The 21928-nt window shown below is 61.1% G+C and carries 21 protein-coding genes; 8 read left to right on the forward strand and 13 right to left on the reverse strand.

Going from position 1 to position 21928, the window contains the following annotated elements; translation table 11 throughout:
• Window positions 1-219: 219 nt before the first annotated feature.
• The 3 genes from cueR to MF6394_RS25660 form a co-directional block, all read right to left on the reverse strand.
• Window positions 220-621, reverse strand: coding sequence for a Cu(I)-responsive transcriptional regulator (gene cueR / locus MF6394_RS25650; RefSeq protein WP_003188242.1), 402 nt, complete (start codon window positions 619-621; stop codon window positions 220-222).
• Window positions 618-2819 carry a heavy metal translocating P-type ATPase gene (locus MF6394_RS25655; RefSeq protein ID WP_078467829.1) on the reverse strand — a complete coding sequence of 734 codons (2202 nt, stop codon included), beginning with the start codon at window positions 2817-2819 and terminating at the stop codon, window positions 618-620. The genes cueR and MF6394_RS25655 overlap by 4 nt, the downstream gene beginning before the upstream one ends.
• Before the next feature lie 66 nt (window positions 2820-2885).
• Window positions 2886-3266, reverse strand: coding sequence for a hypothetical protein (locus tag MF6394_RS25660; protein ID WP_047712491.1), 381 nt, complete (start codon window positions 3264-3266; stop codon window positions 2886-2888).
• 147 nt (window positions 3267-3413) lie between these two features.
• On the opposite strand from MF6394_RS25660, the gene MF6394_RS25665 reads away from it, so the two are divergent.
• Together MF6394_RS25665 and MF6394_RS25670 are read left to right on the forward strand one after the other, a co-directional pair.
• On the forward strand, window positions 3414-3611 hold the full coding sequence (locus tag MF6394_RS25665) for a heavy-metal-associated domain-containing protein (protein WP_078467830.1): 198 nt from the start codon (window positions 3414-3416) through the stop codon (window positions 3609-3611).
• An 87-nt stretch (window positions 3612-3698) separates the two neighbouring features.
• Window positions 3699-4892 (forward strand): multidrug effflux MFS transporter, encoded by a 1194-nt coding sequence (locus tag MF6394_RS25670; protein ID WP_003188248.1) that lies wholly within the window; start codon window positions 3699-3701, stop codon window positions 4890-4892.
• Between the two features lie 8 nt (window positions 4893-4900).
• On the opposite strand, the gene MF6394_RS25675 is transcribed toward MF6394_RS25670, so the two are convergent.
• The 3 genes from MF6394_RS25675 to MF6394_RS25685 all read right to left on the reverse strand — a co-directional run bounded on the left by MF6394_RS25675 (window position 4901) and on the right by MF6394_RS25685 (window position 6673).
• Entirely contained in the window at window positions 4901-5080 is a 180-nt protein-coding gene (locus tag MF6394_RS25675) for a hypothetical protein (RefSeq protein ID WP_003188250.1), read from the reverse strand.
• 146 nt (window positions 5081-5226) lie between these two features.
• A complete protein-coding gene (locus MF6394_RS25680) occupies window positions 5227-6240 on the reverse strand; it encodes a zinc-binding alcohol dehydrogenase family protein (protein ID WP_078467831.1) in 1014 nt (337 codons plus the stop codon).
• 139 nt (window positions 6241-6379) lie between these two features.
• Complete coding sequence (locus MF6394_RS25685) at window positions 6380-6673, reverse strand: putative quinol monooxygenase (protein WP_032893727.1); 294 nt, start codon at window positions 6671-6673, stop codon at window positions 6380-6382.
• A gap of 117 nt (window positions 6674-6790) precedes the next feature.
• Here MF6394_RS25685 and MF6394_RS25690 point away from each other — a divergent pair, with 117 nt between their 5' ends.
• From MF6394_RS25690 to MF6394_RS25700, 3 genes are all read left to right on the forward strand, one after another.
• Window positions 6791-7702: a LysR family transcriptional regulator gene (locus MF6394_RS25690; RefSeq protein ID WP_003188255.1), complete on the forward strand. Its 912-nt coding sequence runs from the start codon at window positions 6791-6793 to the stop codon at window positions 7700-7702.
• A gap of 153 nt (window positions 7703-7855) precedes the next feature.
• Entirely contained in the window at window positions 7856-8542 is a 687-nt protein-coding gene (locus tag MF6394_RS25695) for an ArsR/SmtB family transcription factor (RefSeq protein WP_047712493.1), read from the forward strand.
• Window positions 8543-8742: 200 nt separating this feature from the next.
• Window positions 8743-10113 carry an MFS transporter gene (locus MF6394_RS25700; protein WP_078467832.1) on the forward strand — a complete coding sequence of 457 codons (1371 nt, stop codon included), beginning with the start codon at window positions 8743-8745 and terminating at the stop codon, window positions 10111-10113.
• Between the two features lie 127 nt (window positions 10114-10240).
• Here MF6394_RS25700 and MF6394_RS25705 read toward each other — a convergent pair whose 3' ends face one another.
• On the reverse strand, window positions 10241-11194 hold the full coding sequence (locus MF6394_RS25705) for an adenosine deaminase (protein WP_003171521.1): 954 nt from the start codon (window positions 11192-11194) through the stop codon (window positions 10241-10243).
• 193 nt (window positions 11195-11387) lie between these two features.
• Between MF6394_RS25705 and MF6394_RS25710 the strand changes: the two genes are divergently transcribed.
• The gene (locus MF6394_RS25710) at window positions 11388-12479 is read left to right on the forward strand and encodes a calcium:proton antiporter (protein ID WP_003188263.1); all 1092 of its coding nucleotides are present in this window, start codon (window positions 11388-11390) and stop codon (window positions 12477-12479) included.
• A gap of 73 nt (window positions 12480-12552) precedes the next feature.
• Here MF6394_RS25710 and MF6394_RS25715 read toward each other — a convergent pair whose 3' ends face one another.
• From MF6394_RS25715 to MF6394_RS25740, 6 genes are all read right to left on the reverse strand, one after another.
• On the reverse strand, window positions 12553-13911 hold the full coding sequence (locus MF6394_RS25715; protein WP_032893722.1) for an 8-oxoguanine deaminase: 1359 nt from the start codon (window positions 13909-13911) through the stop codon (window positions 12553-12555).
• Between the two features lie 211 nt (window positions 13912-14122).
• On the reverse strand, window positions 14123-14809 hold the full coding sequence (locus tag MF6394_RS25720) for an SDR family oxidoreductase (RefSeq protein ID WP_047712496.1): 687 nt from the start codon (window positions 14807-14809) through the stop codon (window positions 14123-14125).
• A gap of 56 nt (window positions 14810-14865) precedes the next feature.
• Window positions 14866-15447 (reverse strand): IMPACT family protein, encoded by a 582-nt coding sequence (locus MF6394_RS25725; protein ID WP_044275476.1) that lies wholly within the window; start codon window positions 15445-15447, stop codon window positions 14866-14868.
• A gap of 12 nt (window positions 15448-15459) precedes the next feature.
• A complete protein-coding gene (locus MF6394_RS25730; protein ID WP_003188268.1) occupies window positions 15460-16119 on the reverse strand; it encodes a TetR/AcrR family transcriptional regulator in 660 nt (219 codons plus the stop codon).
• A gap of 87 nt (window positions 16120-16206) precedes the next feature.
• Complete coding sequence (locus MF6394_RS25735) at window positions 16207-17601, reverse strand: uracil-xanthine permease family protein (RefSeq protein WP_047712497.1); 1395 nt, start codon at window positions 17599-17601, stop codon at window positions 16207-16209.
• Window positions 17602-17689: 88 nt separating this feature from the next.
• Window positions 17690-18610 (reverse strand): LysR family transcriptional regulator, encoded by a 921-nt coding sequence (locus MF6394_RS25740; RefSeq protein WP_003188270.1) that lies wholly within the window; start codon window positions 18608-18610, stop codon window positions 17690-17692.
• A gap of 126 nt (window positions 18611-18736) precedes the next feature.
• On the opposite strand from MF6394_RS25740, the gene MF6394_RS25745 reads away from it, so the two are divergent.
• Window positions 18737-20086 carry an aspartate aminotransferase family protein gene (locus tag MF6394_RS25745; protein ID WP_003188272.1) on the forward strand — a complete coding sequence of 450 codons (1350 nt, stop codon included), beginning with the start codon at window positions 18737-18739 and terminating at the stop codon, window positions 20084-20086.
• A 39-nt stretch (window positions 20087-20125) separates the two neighbouring features.
• Entirely contained in the window at window positions 20126-21619 is a 1494-nt protein-coding gene (locus MF6394_RS25750) for a CoA-acylating methylmalonate-semialdehyde dehydrogenase (protein WP_014716778.1), read from the forward strand.
• Window positions 21620-21928: the final 309 nt, after the last annotated feature.

Consider the following 21928-nt stretch of genomic DNA (forward strand, 5'->3'; position numbering starts at 1 on the left):
AGATGAAGATCAAACTGCGGGAGGGGACTTGCGCTAACCCCCTGTAGGAGCGAGCTTGCTCGCGAAAAGCGTCAACGATAACGCGTGCTTCCTGAGTGGACGCGGCGTCTTTGAGTTTCTCGCGAGCAAGCTCGCTCCTACAAAAATTGGGGCTTGCCCCGATGGCGGTGGTTCAGTTACTCCCTCCCACATTTGGATTGCGTGTATCGAGCCAGAGCATCAGGCGCAGCAGTTACCCGCCGCCAACTCCTTGAGTATCGGGCAATCGGGCCGATGATCGCCCTGGCAGTGTTCCATCAGATCCTGCAAGGTATCGCGCAGTTGCCCCAACTCGCGAATCTTGTGATTGAGCTCGTCGATGTGCTGACGCGCCAAGGCTTTTACGTCGGCGCTGGCCCGCTGGCGGTCCTCCCATAGGGTCAGCAACTTGCCGACCTCTTCCAGTGAAAACCCCAGGTCCCGCGAGCGCTTGATGAACGTCAGAGTGTGCAGGTCATCGTGGCCGTACACCCGGTAGCCGCTGTCGGTGCGGTGGGCGGTTTTCAGCAGGCCAATGGATTCGTAGTAGCGAATCATCTTCGCGCTTAGCCCGCTGGTGCGGGCGGCTTGGCCGATGTTCATGGGCGTTGATCCTCCAAGTCCTTGGGTTTCCAGGTTTTCAACAACAACGCATTACTCACCACGCTGACACTGGACAAGGCCATGGCGGCGCCAGCCAGTACCGGGTTGAGCAGGCCGAAGGCGGCCAGGGGAATGCCGATCAAGTTATACACAAAGGCCCAGAACAGATTCTGTCGAATTTTCGCGTAGGTCTTGCGGCTGATCTCCAGGGCGGCCGGCACCAGGCGCGGGTCGCCACGCATCAAGGTGATACCGGCGGCATGCATGGCCACGTCGGTGCCACCGCCCATGGCGATGCCGATATCGGCAGCGGCCAGGGCGGGCGCATCGTTGATGCCGTCACCGACCATGGCCACCACGCCGGTTTTTTTCAGCTCGGCCACGGCAGCGGCTTTGTAGGCGGGCAGTACCTCGGCATGCACATCGTCGATGCCCAAGGCCTCGGCCACCACCCGCGCACTGCCGTGGTTATCGCCAGTGATCAGGTGGCTGCTGATGTGCTGCGCCTTGAGTTGTTGCACGGCCTGCAACGCGCCGGGCTTGAGCGTGTCGCCAAAGGCAAACAGCCCCAGCACGCGAGGCTGCGCGCCTTGCTCGATCAGCCAGGACAAGGTGCGGCCTTCGGCCTCCCATTCCTTGGCACGCGGGCCTAAATCGCCTGCGTTCAGGCCGGTTTCTTCCAGCAAGCGGCGATTGCCCAGGGCCAGTGGCCGACCGTCGAGCGTACCGGCAATGCCGCGCCCGGTGAGGGATTGGCTGGCGCTCACATTGGCCACGTCCAAACCTCTTTCGCGGCAAGCATCCAGCACGGCCTTGGCCAGTGGGTGCTCACTGCCGCGTTGCAAGGCGCCGGCCTGTTGCAACAACAGGGCTTCGTTGCCATCCACGGCCGCCAAATGCGCGATGTTGGGTGCGCCGGAGGTGAGGGTGCCGGTCTTGTCGAACACCACGGCGCTCACGGCATGGGCGCGCTCCAAGGCTTCGGCGTCCTTGATCAGAATGCCGTGGCGTGCGGCGACGCCGGTGCCGGCCATGATCGCGGTCGGCGTGGCCAGGCCCAAGGCACAAGGGCAGGCGATCACCAATACGGCGACCGCATTGATGATGGCAGTTTCCAGGGAGGCACCGTACAGCCACCAGCCCACCACGGTGATCAGCGCCAATACCAGCACGGCCGGCACGAACACCTGGCTGACTTTATCCACCAGTTTCTGAATCGGCGCCTTGGCGGCCTGGGCGTCTTCGACCAGGCGGATGATGCGCGCCAGCACGCTTTCTGCGCCCAGGGCCAGGGTGCGCACCAGCAAACGGCCTTCACCGTTGATGGCGCCACCGGTGACCGCGTCGCCGGGTTGTTTGGGCACCGGCAGGCTTTCGCCGCTGATCAGCGCTTCATCGGCATGGCTCTGGCCTTCCACCACCTCACCGTCCACCGGGAAGCGTTCGCCGGGTTTGACCAGCACCAGGTCGCCGTGCTTCAACGCACTGATGGCGACGTCTTCTTCGCGGCCGTCCTGCACGCGAATCGCCCGTTCCGGACGCAAGGCTTCAAGGGCGCGAATGGCACTGGCGGTCTGGCGCTTGGCGCGGCTTTCCAGGTATTTGCCCAGCAGCACCAGGGCGATCACCACCGCCGAGGCTTCGAAGTACAGGTGCGGCGTCACGCCTGGGGCGGCGGTGAGCCATTCATAGATACTCAGGCCGTAGCCGGCACTGGTGCCGATCGCCACCAGCAGGTCCATATTGCCAGCGCCGGCACGCACGGCTTTCCACGCGGCGACGTAAAAGCGCGCGCCCAGGATGAATTGCACGGGGGTGGCCAGGGCAAACTGTATCCAGGCGGGGAGCATCCAGTGTAGGCCGAAAGGTTCTACCAGCATTGGCAGCACCAAAGGCAACGCCAGCAGAATGCCCGCCACCAGCGACCAGCGCTCGCGGCGCAGGCGTCGGGCTTGATCGGCGTCGGTGGCGGTTTCGCTTTGGGGCAGGGTGGCGGTGTAGCCGGCCTTGTCGACGGCGGCGATCAGCACGCTGGGGTCCATCTGGCCCTGTACTTCGATGTGCGCGCGTTCATTGGCCAGGTTAACGCTGACACGTTGCACGCCCGGCACCTTGCCCAGGGCGCGTTCGACCCGCCCGGCACAGCTGGCACAGGTCATGCCGCCGATGGGCAGGTCAAAGGTGGTGGATCCATTCATGGGGCAGTCCTCCAGGAGAAGTTGCCACTAGGATCAACCTTAACCTGTGGGGAAGGTCAAGCCCCTTCAGTATTCCAATGCGGCGGCTTTGAGGTACATGCCGTCCGGGCCCTGGGCAATGCGTAATTTGCGTACGTCACCGGCTTTCAAGGTGATGTTCTGCGCACGTGGCGCGAGTAGGCCCGGCAGACAGCCTGCAGCTTGGCCCGGCAAAAGCTTCAGGCGCAGCGACGTATCGCCGGGGGGAAGATTGAATGAAGTGGCCTGTTCCTGGAACAGACGCCCGGCGAGTTGGTCCTGGATATACAGGCCGATCTCGCAGTAGGTCGGCACTTCCAGGCGTTCGCGGGAAATAATCAGCACCGCATAATCTTCAGCTGCCAGGGCCTGGGGGGCAGCGGCAGGCAAGCTTATCAGGCCGGCAAGGGCAAAAAACAACCAGCGCATGGCGAATGCTCCGTGGTTCACAGCGAGGAAGGTTGAAGCTTGGCCGACGTCGCCGCCGAATACCAGCCCGGCAGAAATACTGAGAACTTGACCTTGCCATCATGGCAAGCTCGACACTGGGCCCAACCTCATCAAAGGAGTCATGTCATGCAAATATTCAGCGTTGAAGGAATGACCTGCGGCCATTGCGTTAAAGCGGTGACCCAGGCGGTACAGAGCCGAGATCCTGCGGCGAGTGTGGAGGTCGATTTGAAGGCCAAAGAAGTGCGGGTGGCAAGCGGTCTGTCCTCGGACCAAGTGATCGGTCTGATCACTGAGGAAGGCTACAGCGCCAAGCTGGCGTGATTTTTCTGATCGTTAGCCACCTAACGTAATGTTCATGGCACCCAAGCGCGGCTAGACTGTTGAGCTGCCGACTCACTTGGGTGTCTGATGAACCTTCGCATAATCCTGATTCTGGGCGCCTTGAGCGCCTTCGCGCCGTTGGCGATCGATTTTTACCTGCCGGGCTTTCCGGCAATGGCCACGGCCTTCGCCACCGACGAAAAACATATCCAACTGACCCTGGCCGTGTATTTCGCGGGCCTGGCCATTGGTCAATTGATCTACGGGCCGCTGGCCGACCGCTTTGGCCGGCGCGTGCCGCTGCTCAGCGGCGTCACCCTGTTTACCCTCGCGTCTTTCGCTTGTGCGTATGCGCCGTCCCTGGAATGGCTGATTGGTGCACGCTTCGTGCAGGCCCTTGGCGGGTGTGCGGGTATGGTGATTTCCCGGGCGGTGGTCAGCGACAAATGCGATGCCGTGGGCTCGGCCAAGGTGTATTCGCAACTGATGCTGGTGACCGGCCTGGCCCCGATCCTGGCGCCATTGGCCGGTGGCCTGATGGTCGGCGTGTGGGGCTGGCAGTCGATTTTCCTGGCGTTGTCGTTGTTCAGCGTGATGGCGGCCATCGCCGTGGCGGTCGGGTTGCCGGAAACCTTCCCGGCCGATCAGCCGCGCCAGCCGTTGTCGGGCTCGTTGCGCCGCTACGGCTCGCTACTGTCAGACCGGGTGTACCTGGGTTATGCCTTGACCGGCGGCATCTCGATTGCCGGGATGTTTGCCTACATCGCCGGTTCCCCCTTCGTATTTATCAAGCTCTATGGCGTGCCGGCCGAGCATTACGGCTGGTTGTTCGGCTCCAACGCCGCGGGCTTTATCCTGGTGGCGCAACTGAACGCAAGATTGCTCGCCAAGCGCGGCCCGGCGTTTTTGCTGTCGCGCACCGTGTGGGTGTACGTGGCGGCGGCGTTGACGCTGTTGGGAATTGCCGCGTTGCGCACCGAGGCGCTATGGCCGTTGCTGGTGCCGCTGTTTATCTGCATCGCCAGCCTGGGCTGTATTTTGCCGAATACCTCGGCCTGTGCCATGAGCGGGCAGGGCGCGCGGGCCGGCAGCGCGTCGGCGTTGCTCGGTTGCATTCAGTTCGGTGTGGCGGCAGGCGCGGCGTCGTTGGTCGGCGTGTTGCACGACGGCACGGCGATGCCGATGGCCATGGTCATCAGCCTCTGCGGTGTGCTGGCGGTGACCATTGCCATGGCGACCCAGCGCCTGCAACGGGCAAGGGCCGTACAAGCGCAGGTCTGAAGTTCGGCTCAGCCAGCGGAACGTTGCTGGTTGAGAGGGAAGCGATGGGGCGCCTGGATCCGGGCTTGTAGCGTGTCGGCGAAGGCGCGGGCCTCGGCCTCACTGCGGAAGTTGATGGCCTCGCCGTCGAGACGAACTTGCCATTGGCTGCCGGGAGATTTTGCTAACGCTTTTATCAGGATTTTCATTGCTGACTTCCTCACGTAAAAGAATCGTGGCAAAGGCGGCCAATATAAACCTGAATCCCCTCACAAATATGACGAAGATCAACTCTCGGACTAATGGTGTCGTCCATTGCCTACGTGAATAATGGACGACACTGACAGCCGTTTTTTCAGAACCCTTCCAGCACGATCTTGCCCTTGGCCTTGCCGCTTTCCAGCAGGGCGTGGGCGCGGCGCAGGTTCGCCGCATTGATCACACCGAAGTGCTCGCCTACCGTGGTTTTCAGGGTGCCGGCGTCGATCAGCTCGGCCACGCGGTTGAGCAGGTTGTGCTGCTCGATCATGTCTGGGGTCTCAAACATCGAACGGGTGTACATGAACTCCCAGTGCAGCGACAGGCTCTTGCGCTTGAGCTTGCTCACATCCAAGGCCTTGGGGTCGTCGATCAACGCCAGCTTGCCTTGGGGTTGCAGCGCTTCGACCAGTTGGTCCAGGTGATGCTCGGTCTGGGTCAGGCTGGCAACGTGGGTGACTTGCCCGTGACCGGCCTGTTTCAACACTTCGCTCAGCGGCTGGCTGTGATCGATCACCAGGTGTGCGCCCAGGGCCTTGGCCCATGCCTGGGTCTCGGGGCGTGAGGCGGTGCCGATGACCTTCAGCGCCGTGAGCTGGTTAGCCAGTTGAGTCAGTATCGACCCCACGCCACCGGCAGCGCCGACGATCAGCAGGCTCTGGCCTTGATCGTCTTTGCCTTCAACCACCTGCAAACGTTCGAACAATAGCTCCCACGCGGTGATGGCGGTCAGCGGCAATGCGGCCGCTTCAGCAAACCCCAGGCTCTTGGGCATATGGCCGACGATGCGTTCATCCACGGTGTGCAGTTCGCTGTTACCGCCTGGGCGTACCAGAGAGCCGGCGTAGTACACCTTGTCGCCGGCCTTGAACAACGTCACGTCACTGCCGACCGCCTTGACCACCCCGGCCACGTCCCAACCCAGCACCTTGGCGGCGCCATTTTCCGGGGCAACGTTGTGGCGCACCTTGGTATCCACCGGGTTGACCGAGATGGCTTTGACTTCCACCAACAGGTCACGGGGGCCGGCCACGGGGGCGGGCAGTTCGATGTCTTGCAGGGATTTGGGATCGTTGATCGGCAGTGAGGTGTAGTAGGCGATGGCTTTCATGATGGCTCCAAGTAAATACGGTCAAGGTAGGAGCGAGCTTGCTCGCGAAAAGCGTTAACAATGACGCGGTGTTTCTGGTTTAACGCGTCGGTCTTTAGGTTTTCGCGAGCAAGCTCGCTCCTACAGAAAAAAGGCGGGATCAGGCGAGAAATTTCAGGCGCTTGAGTTCGAAGTGTTCGATCACATCGGCGGCCTGGGCGCGAAAGCTCTGGATATGCGCGCTCTGGTCGTGGTCGGCCAGCGCCGCGTCATCGCTCCAGCGCTCGAGCATGTAGAAGGTCTCGGGGTGTTGCAGGTCCTGGTGCAGGTCGTACTGCTCGCAACCGGCTTCCAGGCGGGTCGGTTCCAGCAGGCCGCGCAGCAAGGTTTCCAGGGTGGCGTGCTGGCCGGGTTTGGCGATCAGCGTGGCGATGACATTAAAAGCGGTGGACATAGTCGACTCCTGGCACGGGCTAACGGGATGGGCAGATGATTGGCTATTTCCCACGCCGATAAAAGCGGCTAAAACAGCAGGCTGTTTCAACCAAATATTGATAATGAGCGGGAATGCATGCTGCGTTTTGATGATTTGCAGTTGTTTGTGCGGGCCGCAGACTTGGGTAGCTTGTCGGCCGCGGCGCGGGTCATGGACTTGTCGCCGGCGGTGGCCAGCGCCGCGCTCAAGCGTATCGAACAGCAACTGGGCACGCGCTTGCTGGCGCGCTCAACCCGCAGCCTGCGTCTGACGGCCGAAGGCGAGGGCTTCCTGGAGTATGCGCGGGCGTCACTGAGCGCGCTGGATGAAGGGCGGCGCCTATTGGCCAGTGGCCAGGATCACGTCAGTGGTGTGTTGCAATTGTCGGCACCTTCGGATTTCGGCCGCAACCAGCTGCTGCCGTGGCTGGACGCCTTCCAGCAGGAGCACCCGCAACTGAACGTGCGCCTGTTGCTCGGTGATCGCATCGCCGACCTGTTCCGCCAGCCCGTGGACATTGCCCTGCGCTACGGCGAGCCCGAAGACTCCAGCCTGATTGCGCTGCCCATCGCCCCGGACAATATTCGCGTACTCTGCGCCGCGCCCAGTTACCTCGCCCGGCATGGCGAGCCGCGCCATCTGGAGCAACTGGCCCAGCACAATTGCCTGCTGTACATGCTTGGCAGCCGCGTCCACGACCATTGGGGTTTTTACGATGGCAAGCGCCATGTGAGCCTGACGGTCAGCGGCGATCGCTTCAGCGATGACGCCGATGTGGTGCGCCGCTGGGCGGTAGCGGGCATGGGCATTGCCTACAAGTCGTGGCTGGATGTGAGCACTGATGTGCTGGCCGGGCGCTTGCGTTTGATCCTGCCGGAACTGCAGGGCGAGCGCACACCGCTCAACTTGCTGTGCGCCCACCGTGCGCAATTGAGTAAACCCATCAACCTGCTGCGGGACATGCTCGTGTCCCGTTGTGCGACATTGACCGCGCAGCGACCGGGGTGAATGGGTTCTCGGCAATAGCCTGCGCCACGCTCGGAAGTTTCACTCATATCCTGTCCTGATCTGCACTGTCAGACGCCGCGGAACCTATTGCCTGCGCACCTATACTTGGGCGTCAACCGCAGCAGAAAAAATGGTTTAACAGGGAGTGAATACATGGGAGCAGCACCTTGCATCAGTCAGATCGCCAGCTTGCTCGCCGAGCCTAAACGCACGGCCATGCTCTGGGCCTTGATGGACGGTTCGGCGAAGTCTTCAGAAGAACTGGCGGCTCTGGCCGAGTTGTCGCCAGCGTCAGCCAATGCTCATTTGGCGCGGCTGACCGGCAGCGGCCTGTTGCGGATCGAAGCGCGGCGGGGCCAGCGCCTGTTTCGGGTAGCAGCCGCCGATGTCAGTGCCGCCATCGATGCGTTGGCCAGCACCACCATGGCCAGCGCGGCCCGCAGCACCCCGGATGTGTTGCCGCCGGCGCTGCGGGCACCGCCGTTGCTGCGCCGCGCCCGCTGGTGCCACGGCCACCTCGGCGGCGAGCTGGCGGCGCAGCTGTATCAACGGATGCTGGAGGCCGGATGGATCGAGCGCTATGAACCGCGTACCGAAGTGACGCCCAAGGGTGTGCAGGCGTTGGCGGAACTGGGCATTTTCACCCAGGCACTGGCTTCGCCGCTGGCCTGCGACTGCTTCGACTGGAGCCAGCAACAACCCCACCTGGGCGGTGCGTTGGGGGCGGGCTTGATGCAGCTGTTTCTGCAGGCGAACTGGATCAGCGTGATCAACGAATCTCGGGCTTTGTCTGTTACTGATGTGGGGCTTGAGCACATAGCCCGCATCGCCAAACTGTAGGAGCGAGCTTGCTCGCGAAAAACGTGAGTGCGCCGCGTTTTATCCAGAGGCTACGCGTTAACGTTTACGATCTTCGCGAGCGAGCTCGCTCCTACAGGTGCTGGCGTCGTTCTCAGGTGTTGTCAGGTCGCATCCAGCAATAGCCGGCATAAATGATGCCGCACACTCGCAAGGGGGATTTTTCATACGAGGGGTGCGGCATGGGTAGGCAGGGTTATAGCGCGGCGGAACGCCTGGAACGGTTGCCCATCAGCGGTTACCACCGAATCATTTTCATCATCATCGCCCTGGCGTTTTTTTTCGACTCCATGGACCTGGCGATGATGACCTTCCTGTTGGGCTCGATCAAAACCGAGTTTGGCCTGAGCACGGCCCAGGCCGGGTTGCTGGCCAGTTCGAGTTTTTTCGGCATGGTGGTGGGCGCTTCGCTGTCGGGGATGCTTGCTGATCGCTTCGGGCGCAAGCCGGTGTTCCAGTGGAGCATCGTACTCTGGGGCCTGGCGAGCTACCTGTGTTCCACGGCGCAGGCGGTGGAGACGCTGACGTTGTTCCGGATCTTGCTGGGCATTGGCATGGGCATGGAGTTTCCCATTGCCCAGTCGATGCTGTCGGAGCTGATTCCGGCCAAGCGACGCGGGCGTTACATCGCCTTGATGGATGGCTTCTGGCCGTTGGGTTTTGTGGCCGCGGGCGTGTTGTCTTATTTCTTGTTGCCGGTAATTGGCTGGCGCGACATCTTCCTGGTGCTGGCGATACCGGCGGTGTTTGTGTTGGCTATCCGTTTCTTTATCCCGGAGTCGCCGCGTTGGCTGGAACAGGCTGGGCGCCATGAGGCGGCGGACAAGGTTTTGCTGGGTATCGAGCAGAAGGTGCGCGATTCCCTGGGCCGCGCCGACTTGCCGGAGCCGATCGCCTTGCCACGCATCGAGAGTGCGCCAGGGACGTTTTTCTCCGCGTTCCAGCAACTATGGTCGGCGCAATACCGCCAACGCACGATGATGATCTGGAGTGTGTGGTTCTTCGCCCTGCTCGGGTTCTACGGGCTGACGTCGTGGTTGAGTGCGTTGTTGCAGCAATCGGGTTTCGCCGTGACCCAGTCGGTGTATTACACGGTGATCATTTCCCTGGGCGGGATCCCAGGCTTTTTGATGGCCGCGTGGTTGGTCGAGCGCTGGGGGCGCAAGCCCGTGTGCGTGGTGACCTTATTGGGCGGCGGGGTGATGGCGTTTCTGTATGGGCAGAGCGCAGTGTTTGGCGGCAACGTGGGCCTGCTGATCACCTCGGGGTTGTTGATGCAGTTCTTCCTGTTTGGCATGTGGGCGGTGCTGTACACCTACACGCCGGAGTTGTATCCCACCTCGGCACGTGCGACCGGCTCGGGGTTTGCGTCGGCGATTGGGCGGGTTGGCTCGTTGCTCGGGCCGTTGGTGACCGGGCTGGTGTTCCCGATAACCGGGCAGGGCGGGGTATTTGCCTTGGGCGCGCTGTGCTTTGCGGTGGCGGCACTGGTGGTGTGGGTGTTTGGGATGGAGACCAAGGGCAAGACCCTGGAAGAACTCACCCAGGCTTGAAGCTGATGGGCTCCATGTGGGAGCCGGGCTTGCCCGCGATAGCGGTAGGTCTGGCAGTAAGAGGCTGGCTGATGCACCGCTATCGCAGGCAAGCCAGCTCCCACAGGTTGAGTCCAGGTCTATTCAGTTACGGCTTCACGAGCCGCGCATCCAGGCTGTTCTGCGCCAGGCGTTTGGCCTGGTCCTGGGTCATGCCCAGGCTGGTGTACAGCGCATGGAAGTTCTCGGTGACATAGCCGCCGAAGTACGCCGGGTCATCCGAGTTCACGGTGACCTTCACGCCACGTTCGAGCATGTCGAGGATGTTGTGCTGGGCCATGTCGTCGAACACGCAGAGCTTGGTGTTGGACAGCGGGCACACGGTCAACGGGATCTGCTCGTCGATGATGCGCTGCATCAAGCGCTCGTCTTCGATGGCGCGCACGCCATGGTCGATGCGCTGGATTTTCAGCAGGTCGATGGCTTCCCAGATGTACTCGGGCGGGCCTTCCTCACCGGCGTGGGCCACGGTCAAAAAGCCTTCGTGACGGGCACGGTCGAACACGCGCTGGAACTTGCTCGGTGGGTGGCCCATTTCCGAACTGTCCAGGCCTACGGCCACGAACGCGTCACGGAACGGCAGCGCTTGGTCGAGGGTTTTCTGCGCTTCGTCTTCGCTCAGGTGGCGCAGGAAGCTGAGGATCAAACCGCTGGTGATGCCCAGTTGCTGCTCGCCGTCTTTGAGTGCAGCGGCGATGCCGTTGAGCACCACTTCGAACGGCACGCCACGGTCGGTGTGGGTTTGCGGATCGAAGAAGGGTTCGGTGTGGATCACGTTCTGGGCTTTGCAGCGCAGCAGGTAGGCCCAGGTCAGGTCGTAGAAGTCCTGGGACGTGCGCAGCACATCGGCGCCCTTGTAATACAGGTCGAGAAACTCTTGCAGGTTGTTGAAGGCGTAGGCCTTGCGCAGGGTTTCGACGTCGTTCCACGGCAGCGCAATCTTGTTGCGCTCGGCCAGGGCGAACAGCAGCTCAGGCTCCAGCGAGCCTTCCAGGTGCAGGTGCAATTCAGCCTTGGGCAGGGCGTTGAGCCAATCGTACATTTTTAAAATCTCATCAGGTGCAATGGCGCCATTCTACAGGCCATGGCTGAAATAATCGGCAAAACCTGACCAGCAGGAGAGTATTTCTGTCACTCATGCAAGGGTGACCTGAACTAAGGTGTAACGAAACGTTAGCGGCTCGGCGCAGTCTGTACCCCATCAATGACTGATTCGCTGTACGAAAAGGCCCGGAATGCTCACATCCCTCAAGCAAGAAAAATTCATGCTGCTGGCGCTGATTGCCGCCATCGCCGCCTACCCGCTGGAACACTGGATGCTCCACAGCGGCCAACTGGTCGCGCTGCTGGCCGGCTTCGCGCTGATCGCGTTTATCGTGATGGCATCGATGCGCGTGGCTCATCACGCCGAGCAATTGGCGGAAAAAGTCGGTGATCCCTACGGCACCATGATCCTGACCCTCGCCGCTGTATTGGTGGAAGTGGTGATCCTGGCGATCATGATGAGCAACGAGCCATCGCCCACCCTGGTGCGCGACACCATTTACTCGGCGGTGATGCTCGATATCAACGGTATCCTCGGCCTGGCTGCGCTGATGGGCGGCATCAAGCATGGTGAGCAGTCCTACAACGATGACTCGGCGCGCACCTACAGCGTGATGATCCTTACCGCCATGGGTGTGTCGATGGTGGTGCCGGAATTTATCCCCGAAGCCGACTGGAAAATTTACTCGGCCTTCACCATTGGCGCGATGGTGGTGCTTTACACCTTGTTCCTGCGCATGCAGGTGGGGCCGCACAGTTATTTCTTCAGCTACAGCTACCCGGAAAAACGCCGCAAGAAACAGCCCGAAGACGAGCACGCGCCGTCTGTCAGCCTGACGTTTTCCATTGCGACCCTGGTGTTTGGGGTGATCGTGATTGGCGCGTTGGCCGAGGTGATGTCCAAGACCCTCGACCTGGGCCTGGAAGGCACAGGCGCACCACCGGTGATTACCGCGATTGTGGTGGCGGCTATTTCGGCCGCGCCGGAAATCCTCACGGCACTGCGCGCCGCGTTGGCCAACCGCATGCAGTCGGTGGTCAACATCGCGCTGGGGGCTTCGTTGTCTACGGTGATTCTGACGGTGCCGGTGATGGAAGCCATGGCGCTCTATACCGGGCAGCCGTTCCAGATGGCGATGACGCCGGTGCAAACGGTGATGGTGTTTATCACGCTGATCGTCAGCGCGATCAACCTCAACGATGGTGAAACCAATGCGATTGAAGGGATGACGCATTTTGTGTTGTTTGCGACCTTTATCATGCTGTCGCTGTTGGGGCTGTAACCCGATTTGAAAGGCGCCGCAGACCCAATGTGGGAGCGGCACCGCCGCTCCCACATTTTGATGGGCGCCTGGCTTAGGTGCCGGCGATCAACTGGCGCGCTGCCTGGCTGTGATCGGCGATCAAGCCCTTGAGGTCAAGGCCTTCGACTTGTCCATCGATCACCCGCCATTGACCCGCGATCATCACCCGGTCTGCCCGGTCCGCGCCGCACAGCAGCAGTGCGGAAATGGGGTCATGGCTGCCGGAGAAGCGCAGTTCATCGAGCTTGAACAGTGCCAGGTCGGCCTGCTTGCCGACGGCCAACTCGCCAATGTCTGTGCGCCCCAGCAACTGCGCCGAGCCCTTGGTGGCCCAGCCCAATACGCCTTCGGGGGTGATCTTTTCCGCGCCATAACGCAGGCGCTGGATGTACAGGGCCTGGCGCGCTTCAAGGATCATGTTCGAGGCGTCGTTGGAGGCCGAGCCGTCCACACCCAAGCCGATGGGGGCGCCGGCGGCAAGCAGGTCCAGGGTAGGGCAGATGCCGGAGGCCAGGCGCATATTCGAGCTTGGGCAATGGCAGATGCCGGTGCCGGCGGCGCCCAGGCGCTCGATTTCGTCCGGGTTGAAGTGAATGCCATGGGCCAGCCAGGTGCGTGGGCCGAGCCAGCCGACGCTGTCGAGGTAATCCACGGTACGCAGCCCGAAGCGTTGCAGGCAGAAATCTTCCTCATCGAGGGTTTCCGCCAAGTGGGTGTGCAGGCGCACGTCCAACTGGTTGGCCAGCTCGGCACTGGCTTGCATGATTTCGGGGGTGACGGAAAACGGCGAGCACGGCGCCAGGGCGATCTGGATCTGCGCGCCGTCACCGCGCTGGTGATATTCGCGGATCAGGCGCTGGCTGTCGTCGAGGATCACCTGGCCTTGCTGCACGGTTTGCTGCGGCGGCAGGCCGCCATCGGCTTCGCCCAGGCTCATGGAGCCGCGGGTGAGCATGGCGCGCATGCCCAGTTCGCGCACGGTCTCGACCTGCACATCAATGGCGTTTTCCAAGCCATCGGGGAACAGGTAATGGTGATCGGCCGCCGTGGTGCAGCCCGAGAGCAGCAACTCGGCCAGGGCGACTTTGCTGGCCAGCGCGAGTTTTTCCGGGGTGAGCCGCGCCCATACCGGGTACAGGGTTTTCAGCCAGGGAAACAGCGGTTGGTTGACCACCGGGCCCCAGGCGCGGGTGAGGGTTTGATAGAAGTGGTGGTGGGTGTTGATCAGCCCAGGCAGCACTACGTGCTCGCGGGCATCGAACACCTGGGCGCAGGGTTGTGCAGGCGCTTGCCCTTGGGCCAGCACTTCGGTGATGACACCGTCTTGCAGCACCAGGCCGCCACGGGCATCGAGGCCATTGGCAGTGAAAATCGCGAGGGGGTTTTTTAACCAGATACGGGTCGCAGGCATTGGCCGGCTCCTCTGAATGATGGGTTCAGGTTTGCCAGCTCAGTGTTGCCCTGTCTGCTGATCCAGGGTCGCCGGGGAGGGCGAGGTGGGCAGTCTACCTCTGTGGGAGCGAGCTTGCTCGCGAAAAATCGTCAGGGATGACGCGGGCAGTCTGGTTTGACGCGGTGCCTGGGCGTTTTTCGCGAGCAAGCTCGCTCCTACAGTTTGGGGGTTACCAGGTGATGGTGTCGCCTTTGTAGTCGACGAAGTGATGGCCGCCTTTGCCGGTGTAGGCATTTACCTGGTCCACCAGGCCGCGCACGCTGGTCTCGACGTCGATGTGGGCGTTTTCGCCGCCCATGTCGGTCTTCACCCAACCGGGATGCAGCGATAGCACCGTCGGTTTGGGCTCGCCCAGTTGTGTGATAAAGCTGTTGGTCATCGAGTTGAGGGCGGCCTTGCTGGCCTTGTACAGCGCCAGGTCCGAGCCGTCGGGAATGGTCACGCTGCCCAGTACCGAACTCATGAAGGCCAGCACGCCGGTGTCTTTGCGGATCTGCCCGACAAAACGCTGGGCCAGGTTGATCGGCGCCACGGCGTTGGTGAAGAACAACTGGCCGACTTCCGCCAGGGTCGCGTGGCCGGGCTCCTGGTTGGCCGGGCCCTTGACGCCGGCGTTGACGAACAGCAGGTCGAAGGTGCGATCTTTCAGGCGTTGGGCCAGGGCGATCACGGCTTGCTGATCGTCCATATCCAACTTCTCGATCTGCACCGGCCCCACGGCTTTCAGGGCATCGGCCTTGTTCGGATCGCGCACGGTGGCGGTCACGTCCCAGCCGTCCTGGAGCAGTTGCTTGACCAGGCCAAGGCCCAGCCCGCGCGAGGCGCCGATGATCAGTGCGGTTTTTGGCGTAGACATGAAAGGCTTCCTTTGAAATCGCGGTTCAGGGAGTTCAGCGCATAACAGTAGCAGTTTCAGCGTTCGAGCAGGATGCGCCCACGGCTCAGGTCGGCGAGCTGGGTTTGCAGGGTGTCGATGTGTGCCTCCCCCAGGGCGAGCTGCAGCTCCACGCCGTTGGCGGTGAAGGTTTCTTCCACCACAAGCCCGCCGAGCTCAGCGACACGCAGCTTCACCAGGTTCAGTTCGGAGAAGCCACAGGCGCAGCTCAGGGGGACGCGGCTGATCAGCTCGATGCGTTCGGCATTCTGCAGGCATTTATTGGCCCCGCCGCCATAGGCGCGGGCCAACCCACCCGTGCCCAGTTGAATGCCGCCGTACCAGCGGATTACCAAGACGGCCACCTGATCAAAGCCCTGGGCCTCGATGGCTGCAAGAATCGGGCGCCCGGCGGTACCACCGGGTTCGCCGTCATCGCTGCTGCGGTATTGATCGCCCAGCTTCCAGGCCCAGCAGTTGTGCGTGGCGTTGAGGTCGCTGTGCTGCTCGAAAAACGCCTGGGCGTCCTGCGGGCTGGTAATCGGCGCCGCCAAGGTGATAAAGCGGCTCTTGCGTATTTCTTCACGAAACTCGCAAAAGCCGGTGAGCGTAAAAGACATAGATCGCTTCGTTTATAGGGCTGGCTTGATGCCGCAGCCTTTGAGAATGATATGGATCAGGTTGGTGCCAGCATCTTCCATGTCCTGCTTGGTCAGCTTGGTGCGCCCGGTAACACGGCAGATCTGGGTGGCGAAGTCAGCGTAGTGCTGGGTGCTGCCCCACAGCAGGAAAATCAGGTGCACGGGGTCGACGGGGTCCATTTTGCCGGCGTCGATCCAAGCCTGGAACACCGCGGCACGGCCACTGAACCAGGCCCGATAGTCCTGGCCGAAATATTCAGTGAGGCATTGGCCGCCGCTGATGATCTCCATGGCGAAGATCCGCGAGGCTTGGGGTTGGCGGCGCGAGAACTCCATCTTGGTGCGGATGTAACGAGCGAGCGCCACGGCCGGGTCATCTTCGGCGGTCAGCGCGTTGAAGGTGCTGTCCCACAGTTCGAGGATATTGCTCAGCACCGCGACGTACAGGCCCAGCTTGTTGGTGAAGTAGTAGTGCAAGTTGGCCTTGGGCAGCCCGGCACTGGCAGCGATGGTGTTCATGCTGGTGCCTTTGTAGCCATGACGCGCGAATTCATCTTCAGCAGCCTGGAGAATCGCTTGTTCGTTCTTTTGCCGAATGCGGCTGGCGGGTTTACCGGCGTGGTTGCTGTGGGCAGGAACTTCGAGGCTCATGGAGGTTTCCGTGCTGATCGAGAGAGACGACGTGTGCACAGATAACCCACCCTCAAGGCTCAGACAAGTCCTGATGCAATAAAACCGTCAAAGCGGTTCCAGGCTGTCGCGTTCCGGGCTGTGGTTTGCGGCGGCGGTACTTGCCTTGGCCTCCGGCAGTAACAGGCACAACACAATGGCGGTGATGCCGCCGCTGGTGATGGCGGAGTCGAACAGGTTCTGCACCAGAGTCGGCATCAGGTGCAGCAGGTTGGGTTGCGCGGCGATACCCAGGCCAACGCCGAACGAGGTGGCGATGATCAGCATGCTGCGTCGGTCCAGCGGCGCCTGGGCGAGGATGCGCACGCCAGCCGCGGCCACGCTGCCGAACATCACCAGGGTGGCACCGCCCAATACCGGCTTGGGGATTTGCTGCAGCACAGCGCCGATCAGCGGAAACAGGCCCAGACAGAACAGCAACACGCCGATGTATAAACCGACGTAACGGCTGGCCACGCCGGTGAGTTGGATCACGCCATTGTTCTGGGCAAACGTGGTGTTGGGGAAGGCGCTGAAGGTGGCGGCGATCATGCAGCTCACCCCATCGCCGAGGACACCGCCCTTGAGCCGGCTTATATAAGAAGGACCGCTGATGGGCTGGCGGGCAATCATGCAATTGGCGGTGAGGTCGCCGACAGTTTCGATGCTGCTGATCAGATAAATCAGCGCAATCGGCAGGAAGGCGCTCCAGTCGAAGTTGAAACCAAAGCGGAATGGCGTAGGCAGGCTGACCAGTGGCAGGTCAGGCAAAGCCTGGGGAACAAGTTTGCCGCTGAACCACGCCGCCAGGCTGCCCAGGGCCAGGCCGATGATGATGGCCGACAAACGTACCCAGGGCGTATTCGAGCGGTTGAGCAGGATGATCGTCAAAACCACGAACAGGCCCAGCGCCAGGTTGGCGGGGGCGCCGAAGTCCGCTGCATTGAAGCCGCCGCCCAGGTCGGTGATGCCCACTTTGATCAGGCTGATGCCGATCAGCGTAATCACAATGCCGGTCACCAGTGGTGTGATCACGCGGCGCAGTTGGCCGATAAAGCGGCTCAATACAATCTGCACCGCCGCACCGAAGAAGCACACGCCGAAAATCATCGCCAGAATGTCTTCCGGGCTGCCACCGCGTTGCTTCACCAGAAAGCCTGCTGACAACACCGCGCCGAGAAACGCAAAGCTGGTGCCTTGCAGGCAGATCATGCCGGCACCGATGCCAAACGGCCTGCGTGCCTGGATGAAGGTGCCTACGCCGGAAACCATCAACGCCATGCTGATCAGGTAGGGCAAGTGAGCGGTGAGGCCGAGGGTGGAGCCAATGATCAGCGGCGGCGTGATGATGCCGACGAATGCCGCCAGTACATGTTGCAAGGCCGCGAGTAGAGCAGGCAGTGGTTTCGGGCGGTCATTGAGGCCGTAGATCAGGTCGCTGGGGCTGGAGGATTCTGGAGGCATGGCGGGTTAACTCAAGGCGGACGGTTCAAGGTCCTTGAGCCCTTGCAAAAAGCTGTCCAGGTGCTCAGCTTTTTGTGTAGCGCCCGATTTAGCGGGTGGCGGCCAGGCTTTCGAGGAAACTTTCCAGCACCAAATGAGGGCGACGGCCCTTGCGCGTGACCGATGCCAGGCTCAAATCGTAAAAACGTGTAGCCGGTTTCAGCGCACGCAGTCGGCCTTGTTGTACCCACAGGCTGGCGTAATGATCGGGCAAGTAGCCGATATAGCGCCCGGTGAGAATCAGGAACGCCATGCCTTCACGGTCTGAGGCGCTGGCGGTGCAGTTGAGCGCCTGGTAATGGGCCTGGATCTCCGCGGGCAAGCGGAAGGTGGGGGCGATGGCGTCCTGGCTATCGATGCGTTCGTCGTCGAGTTGCTTGTTATCGGCGTAAAACAGCGGGTGACCGACCGCGCAATAGAGCAAGGAGCGTTCGCTGTACAACGGCTGGTATTCCAGGCCCGACAATGCGCTGGCCTGGGGCACCACACCGACGTGCAGGCGACCGTCGAGTACGCCTTGCTCCACTTCATTGGGGGCGATCATGCGGATCTGGATCTGCACGTCCGGGCCGCGTTCCTTCAACTGCGCCAGTGCGTGAGTGATGCGCATATGGGGCAGGGTCACGAGGTTGTCGGTGAGGCCAATGATCAACTCGCCGCGCAAATGTTGGTGCAGGCCGTTGACCTCGGTACGAAAACTTTCCAGGGCACTCAGCAGTTGCAGGGCAGACTGATAGACCTCGCGGCCTTCTTCTGTCAGAGAGAACCCGGCGCGGCCGCGTTGGCACAGCCTTAGCCCGAGCCGTTGCTCAAGGTCGCTCATCTGCTGGCTGATGGCCGAGCGCCCGATGCCAAGGACAGTTTCCGCTGCCGAGAAGCCGCCGCACTCCACCACGCTGCGAAAGATGCGCAGCAGGCGAATATCGAAGTCACTGACTTGCGCCAAAGGGTCGGGACGACGGCTGCTCATAGTTTAGTGAAGTCCTGACTGAAGGTTAGAAGAGTTGGATTTCACCGACTTTATCCCCGTGGCAATTTAGCTGCAACAACGCTTTTTCAATCCCGACGCTGCCTTTTGCCCTGCGAGGTTTTGCTGATGAACATGCCCGAAAACGCCCCATCGTCCCTGGCCAGCCAATTGAAGCTGGATGCGCACTGGATGCCTTACACCGCCAACCGCAACTTCCAGCGTGATCCTCGCCTGATCGTGGCCGCTGAAGGTAGCTGGTTGACCGATGACAAGGGGCGCAAGGTCTATGATTCGTTGTCGGGCCTGTGGACCTGTGGCGCCGGGCATACGCGCAAGGAAATCCAGGAAGCGGTCGCCAAGCAATTGGGCACCTTGGACTACTCCCCAGGCTTTCAGTACGGTCATCCGTTGTCCTTCCAGTTGGCGGAAAAGATCACCGACCTGACCCCAGGCAACCTCAATCATGTGTTCTTTACCGACTCGGGCTCTGAATGCGCCGATACAGCGGTGAAAATGGTGCGGGCCTACTGGCGCCTGAAAGGCCAGGCCACCAAGACCAAGATGATTGGTCGCGCCCGGGGTTACCACGGCGTGAACATCGCCGGTACCAGCCTGGGCGGTGTGAACGGTAACCGTAAGCTGTTTGGCCAGGCGATGATGGATGTTGACCATCTGCCTCACACCTTGCTGGCCAGCAACGCCTTCTCTCGGGGCATGCCGGAGCAGGGCGGTATTGCCTTGGCCGATGAGTTGCTCAAGCTGATCGAGCTGCATGACGCGTCGAACATTGCCGCCGTGTTTGTCGAGCCGATGGCCGGTTCCGCTGGCGTATTGGTGCCACCGCAGGGTTATCTCAAGCGTCTGCGCGAAATTTGCGACCAGCACAATATCCTGTTGGTGTTCGACGAAGTGATCACAGGCTTTGGCCGCACCGGCTCGATGTTCGGTGCTGACAGCTTCGGCGTGACCCCGGACCTGATGTGCATCGCCAAGCAAGTCACCAACGGCGCTATCCCGATGGGCGCGGTGATTGCCAGCAGCGAGATCTACCAGACCTTCATGAACCAGGCTACGCCGGAATACGCCGTGGAATTCCCCCACGGCTACACCTACTCGGCGCACCCGGTGGCTTGCGCGGCGGGCCTGGCGGCATTGGACCTGTTGCAGAAAGAAAACCTGGTGCAGAGCGTGGCTGAAGTCGCGCCGCACTTTGAGAATGCGCTGCACGGTTTGAAAGGCAGCAAGAATGTGATCGACATTCGCAACTACGGCCTGGCCGGTGCTATCCAGATTGCCCCACGTGATGGGGATGCCATCGTGCGTCCATTCGAGGCCGGCATGGCGTTGTGGAAAGCCGGTTTCTATGTGCGTTTTGGCGGTGACACCCTGCAGTTCGGGCCAACCTTCAACAGCAAGCCGCAGGACCTGGACCGTCTGTTTGACGCGGTCGGCGAAGTGCTGAACAAGATCGACTGATTTCTCCTTCTATATAGAACAATTTTTCAGGAGCCCTGCATGAGCCTTATCCAGCATTTGATCAACGGTGAACTGGTCAACGACAGCGGTCGTAGTGCCGACGTCTATAACCCGTCTACCGGCCAGGTGATTCACCAGGTGCCGTTGGCCAGTCGTGAAACCATTCAACAGGCGATTGATTCGGCCAAGGCTGCGTTTCCGGCCTGGCGCAATACGCCGCCAGCCAAGCGTGCCCAGGTGATGTTCCGTTTCAAGCAACTGCTGGAGCAGAACGAAGCACGCATCTCGCAGTTGATCAGCGAAGAACATGGCAAGACCCTGGAAGACGCAGCGGGTGAGCTCAAGCGTGGAATCGAGAACGTGGAATACGCGTGCTCGGCGCCGGAGATTCTCAAGGGTGAATACAGCCGCAACGTAGGGCCGAACATTGACGCATGGTCGGACTTCCAGCCGTTGGGCGTGGTGGCGGGTATCACCCCGTTCAACTTCCCGGCGATGGTGCCGTTGTGGATGTATCCGCTGGCGATTGTCTGCGGTAACTGTTTCATCCTTAAACCTTCAGAGCGCGACCCGAGTTCGACGCTGTTGATCGCGCAGCTGTTGCAGGAAGCCGGGCTGCCTAAAGGCGTGCTCAGTGTGGTGCATGGCGACAAGGGCGCGGTGGATGCACTGATCGAAGCGCCGGAAGTCAAAGCCTTGAGCTTTGTAGGCTCGACGCCGATTGCCGAGTACATCTATTCCGAAGCGACCAAACGTGGCAAGCGTGTGCAGGCGCTGGGTGGGGCGAAGAACCACGCGGTGCTGATGCCGGATGCCGACCTGGATAACGCGGTAAGTGCCCTGATGGGCGCGGCTTATGGTTCTTGCGGTGAGCGTTGCATGGCGATCTCGGTGGCTGTGTGCGTGGGCGATCAGGTGGCGGATGCGTTGATCGCCAAGCTGGTGCCGCAGGTCAAGGCGTTGAAGATTGGTGCGGGCACGTCTTGCGGCCTGGATATGGGCCCGTTGGTGACGGGGCAGGCGCGGGATAAAGTCAGTGGCTATATAGAAGACGGTGTGTCAGCGGGTGCAGAGCTGGTTGTTGATGGCCGTGGCTTGAGTGTTGCCGGGCATGAGCAAGGATTCTTCCTCGGTGGCAGCCTGTTCGACCGCGTCACGCCTGAGATGCGTATCTATAAAGAAGAGATCTTTGGGCCGGTACTGTGCGTAGTACGGGTGGACAGCCTGGAGGCGGCGATGCAGTTGATCAACGATCATGAATACGGCAACGGTACTTGCATCTTCACCCGTGACGGTGAAGCGGCGCGCCTGTTCTGTGATGAGATTGAAGTCGGCATGGTGGGCGTTAACGTGCCGCTGCCAGTGCCGGTTGCGTATCACAGTTTTGGCGGCTGGAAACGTTCGCTGTTTGGCGACTTGCATGCCTATGGGCCGGACGGGGTGCGTTTCTATACCCGTCGCAAGGCAATCACCCAGCGTTGGCCGCAACGGGCCAGCCATGAAGCGTCGCAATTCGCCTTCCCTAGCCTGTAAGGCTCGGTAGGTAGAAGGCCGGCCCCTTGGGGCCGGCCTTTGCGTTATTGGGGCATTTTTGACTTATATGACAGAAATGTGAAAAAGAAGGTTGACGGCAGATTCTGGAAGCCTATAATTCGCCCCACTTCCGGCGCAGTCGAAACGGAAAACTCCTTGGTAAACAATGGGTTACGTAGTTATCGACAGCAAGTTGCTTCAGTTCATCGAAGCCAAAAGGAAGTTGAAAAAGAGGTGTTGACAGCAGCGTGTAACGCTGTAGAATTCGCCTCCCGCTTACGAGAGATCGCAAGCGCAAGTGGTTGAAGT

Source organism: Pseudomonas sp. MF6394 (assembly GCF_002018845.1).
Lineage (GTDB): Bacteria > Pseudomonadota > Gammaproteobacteria > Pseudomonadales > Pseudomonadaceae > Aquipseudomonas > Aquipseudomonas lactis.

Coding starts and splice junctions, on each gene's coding strand:
- cueR (WP_003188242.1), bottom strand. CDS start 621: ATGAACATCGGCCAAGCCGCCCGCACCAGCGGGCTAAGCGCGAAGATG.
- MF6394_RS25655 (WP_078467829.1), bottom strand. CDS start 2,819: ATGAATGGATCCACCACCTTTGACCTGCCCATCGGCGGCATGACCTGT.
- MF6394_RS25660 (WP_047712491.1), bottom strand. CDS start 3,266: ATGCGCTGGTTGTTTTTTGCCCTTGCCGGCCTGATAAGCTTGCCTGCC.
- MF6394_RS25665 (WP_078467830.1), top strand. CDS start 3,414: ATGCAAATATTCAGCGTTGAAGGAATGACCTGCGGCCATTGCGTTAAA.
- MF6394_RS25670 (WP_003188248.1), top strand. CDS start 3,699: ATGAACCTTCGCATAATCCTGATTCTGGGCGCCTTGAGCGCCTTCGCG.
- MF6394_RS25675 (WP_003188250.1), bottom strand. CDS start 5,080: ATGAAAATCCTGATAAAAGCGTTAGCAAAATCTCCCGGCAGCCAATGG.
- MF6394_RS25680 (WP_078467831.1), bottom strand. CDS start 6,240: ATGAAAGCCATCGCCTACTACACCTCACTGCCGATCAACGATCCCAAA.
- MF6394_RS25685 (WP_032893727.1), bottom strand. CDS start 6,673: ATGTCCACCGCTTTTAATGTCATCGCCACGCTGATCGCCAAACCCGGC.
- MF6394_RS25690 (WP_003188255.1), top strand. CDS start 6,791: ATGCTGCGTTTTGATGATTTGCAGTTGTTTGTGCGGGCCGCAGACTTG.
- MF6394_RS25695 (WP_047712493.1), top strand. CDS start 7,856: ATGGGAGCAGCACCTTGCATCAGTCAGATCGCCAGCTTGCTCGCCGAG.
- MF6394_RS25700 (WP_078467832.1), top strand. CDS start 8,743: ATGGGTAGGCAGGGTTATAGCGCGGCGGAACGCCTGGAACGGTTGCCC.
- MF6394_RS25705 (WP_003171521.1), bottom strand. CDS start 11,194: ATGTACGATTGGCTCAACGCCCTGCCCAAGGCTGAATTGCACCTGCAC.
- MF6394_RS25710 (WP_003188263.1), top strand. CDS start 11,388: ATGCTCACATCCCTCAAGCAAGAAAAATTCATGCTGCTGGCGCTGATT.
- MF6394_RS25715 (WP_032893722.1), bottom strand. CDS start 13,911: ATGCCTGCGACCCGTATCTGGTTAAAAAACCCCCTCGCGATTTTCACT.
- MF6394_RS25720 (WP_047712496.1), bottom strand. CDS start 14,809: ATGTCTACGCCAAAAACCGCACTGATCATCGGCGCCTCGCGCGGGCTG.
- MF6394_RS25725 (WP_044275476.1), bottom strand. CDS start 15,447: ATGTCTTTTACGCTCACCGGCTTTTGCGAGTTTCGTGAAGAAATACGC.
- MF6394_RS25730 (WP_003188268.1), bottom strand. CDS start 16,119: ATGAGCCTCGAAGTTCCTGCCCACAGCAACCACGCCGGTAAACCCGCC.
- MF6394_RS25735 (WP_047712497.1), bottom strand. CDS start 17,601: ATGCCTCCAGAATCCTCCAGCCCCAGCGACCTGATCTACGGCCTCAAT.
- MF6394_RS25740 (WP_003188270.1), bottom strand. CDS start 18,610: ATGAGCAGCCGTCGTCCCGACCCTTTGGCGCAAGTCAGTGACTTCGAT.
- MF6394_RS25745 (WP_003188272.1), top strand. CDS start 18,737: ATGAACATGCCCGAAAACGCCCCATCGTCCCTGGCCAGCCAATTGAAG.
- MF6394_RS25750 (WP_014716778.1), top strand. CDS start 20,126: ATGAGCCTTATCCAGCATTTGATCAACGGTGAACTGGTCAACGACAGC.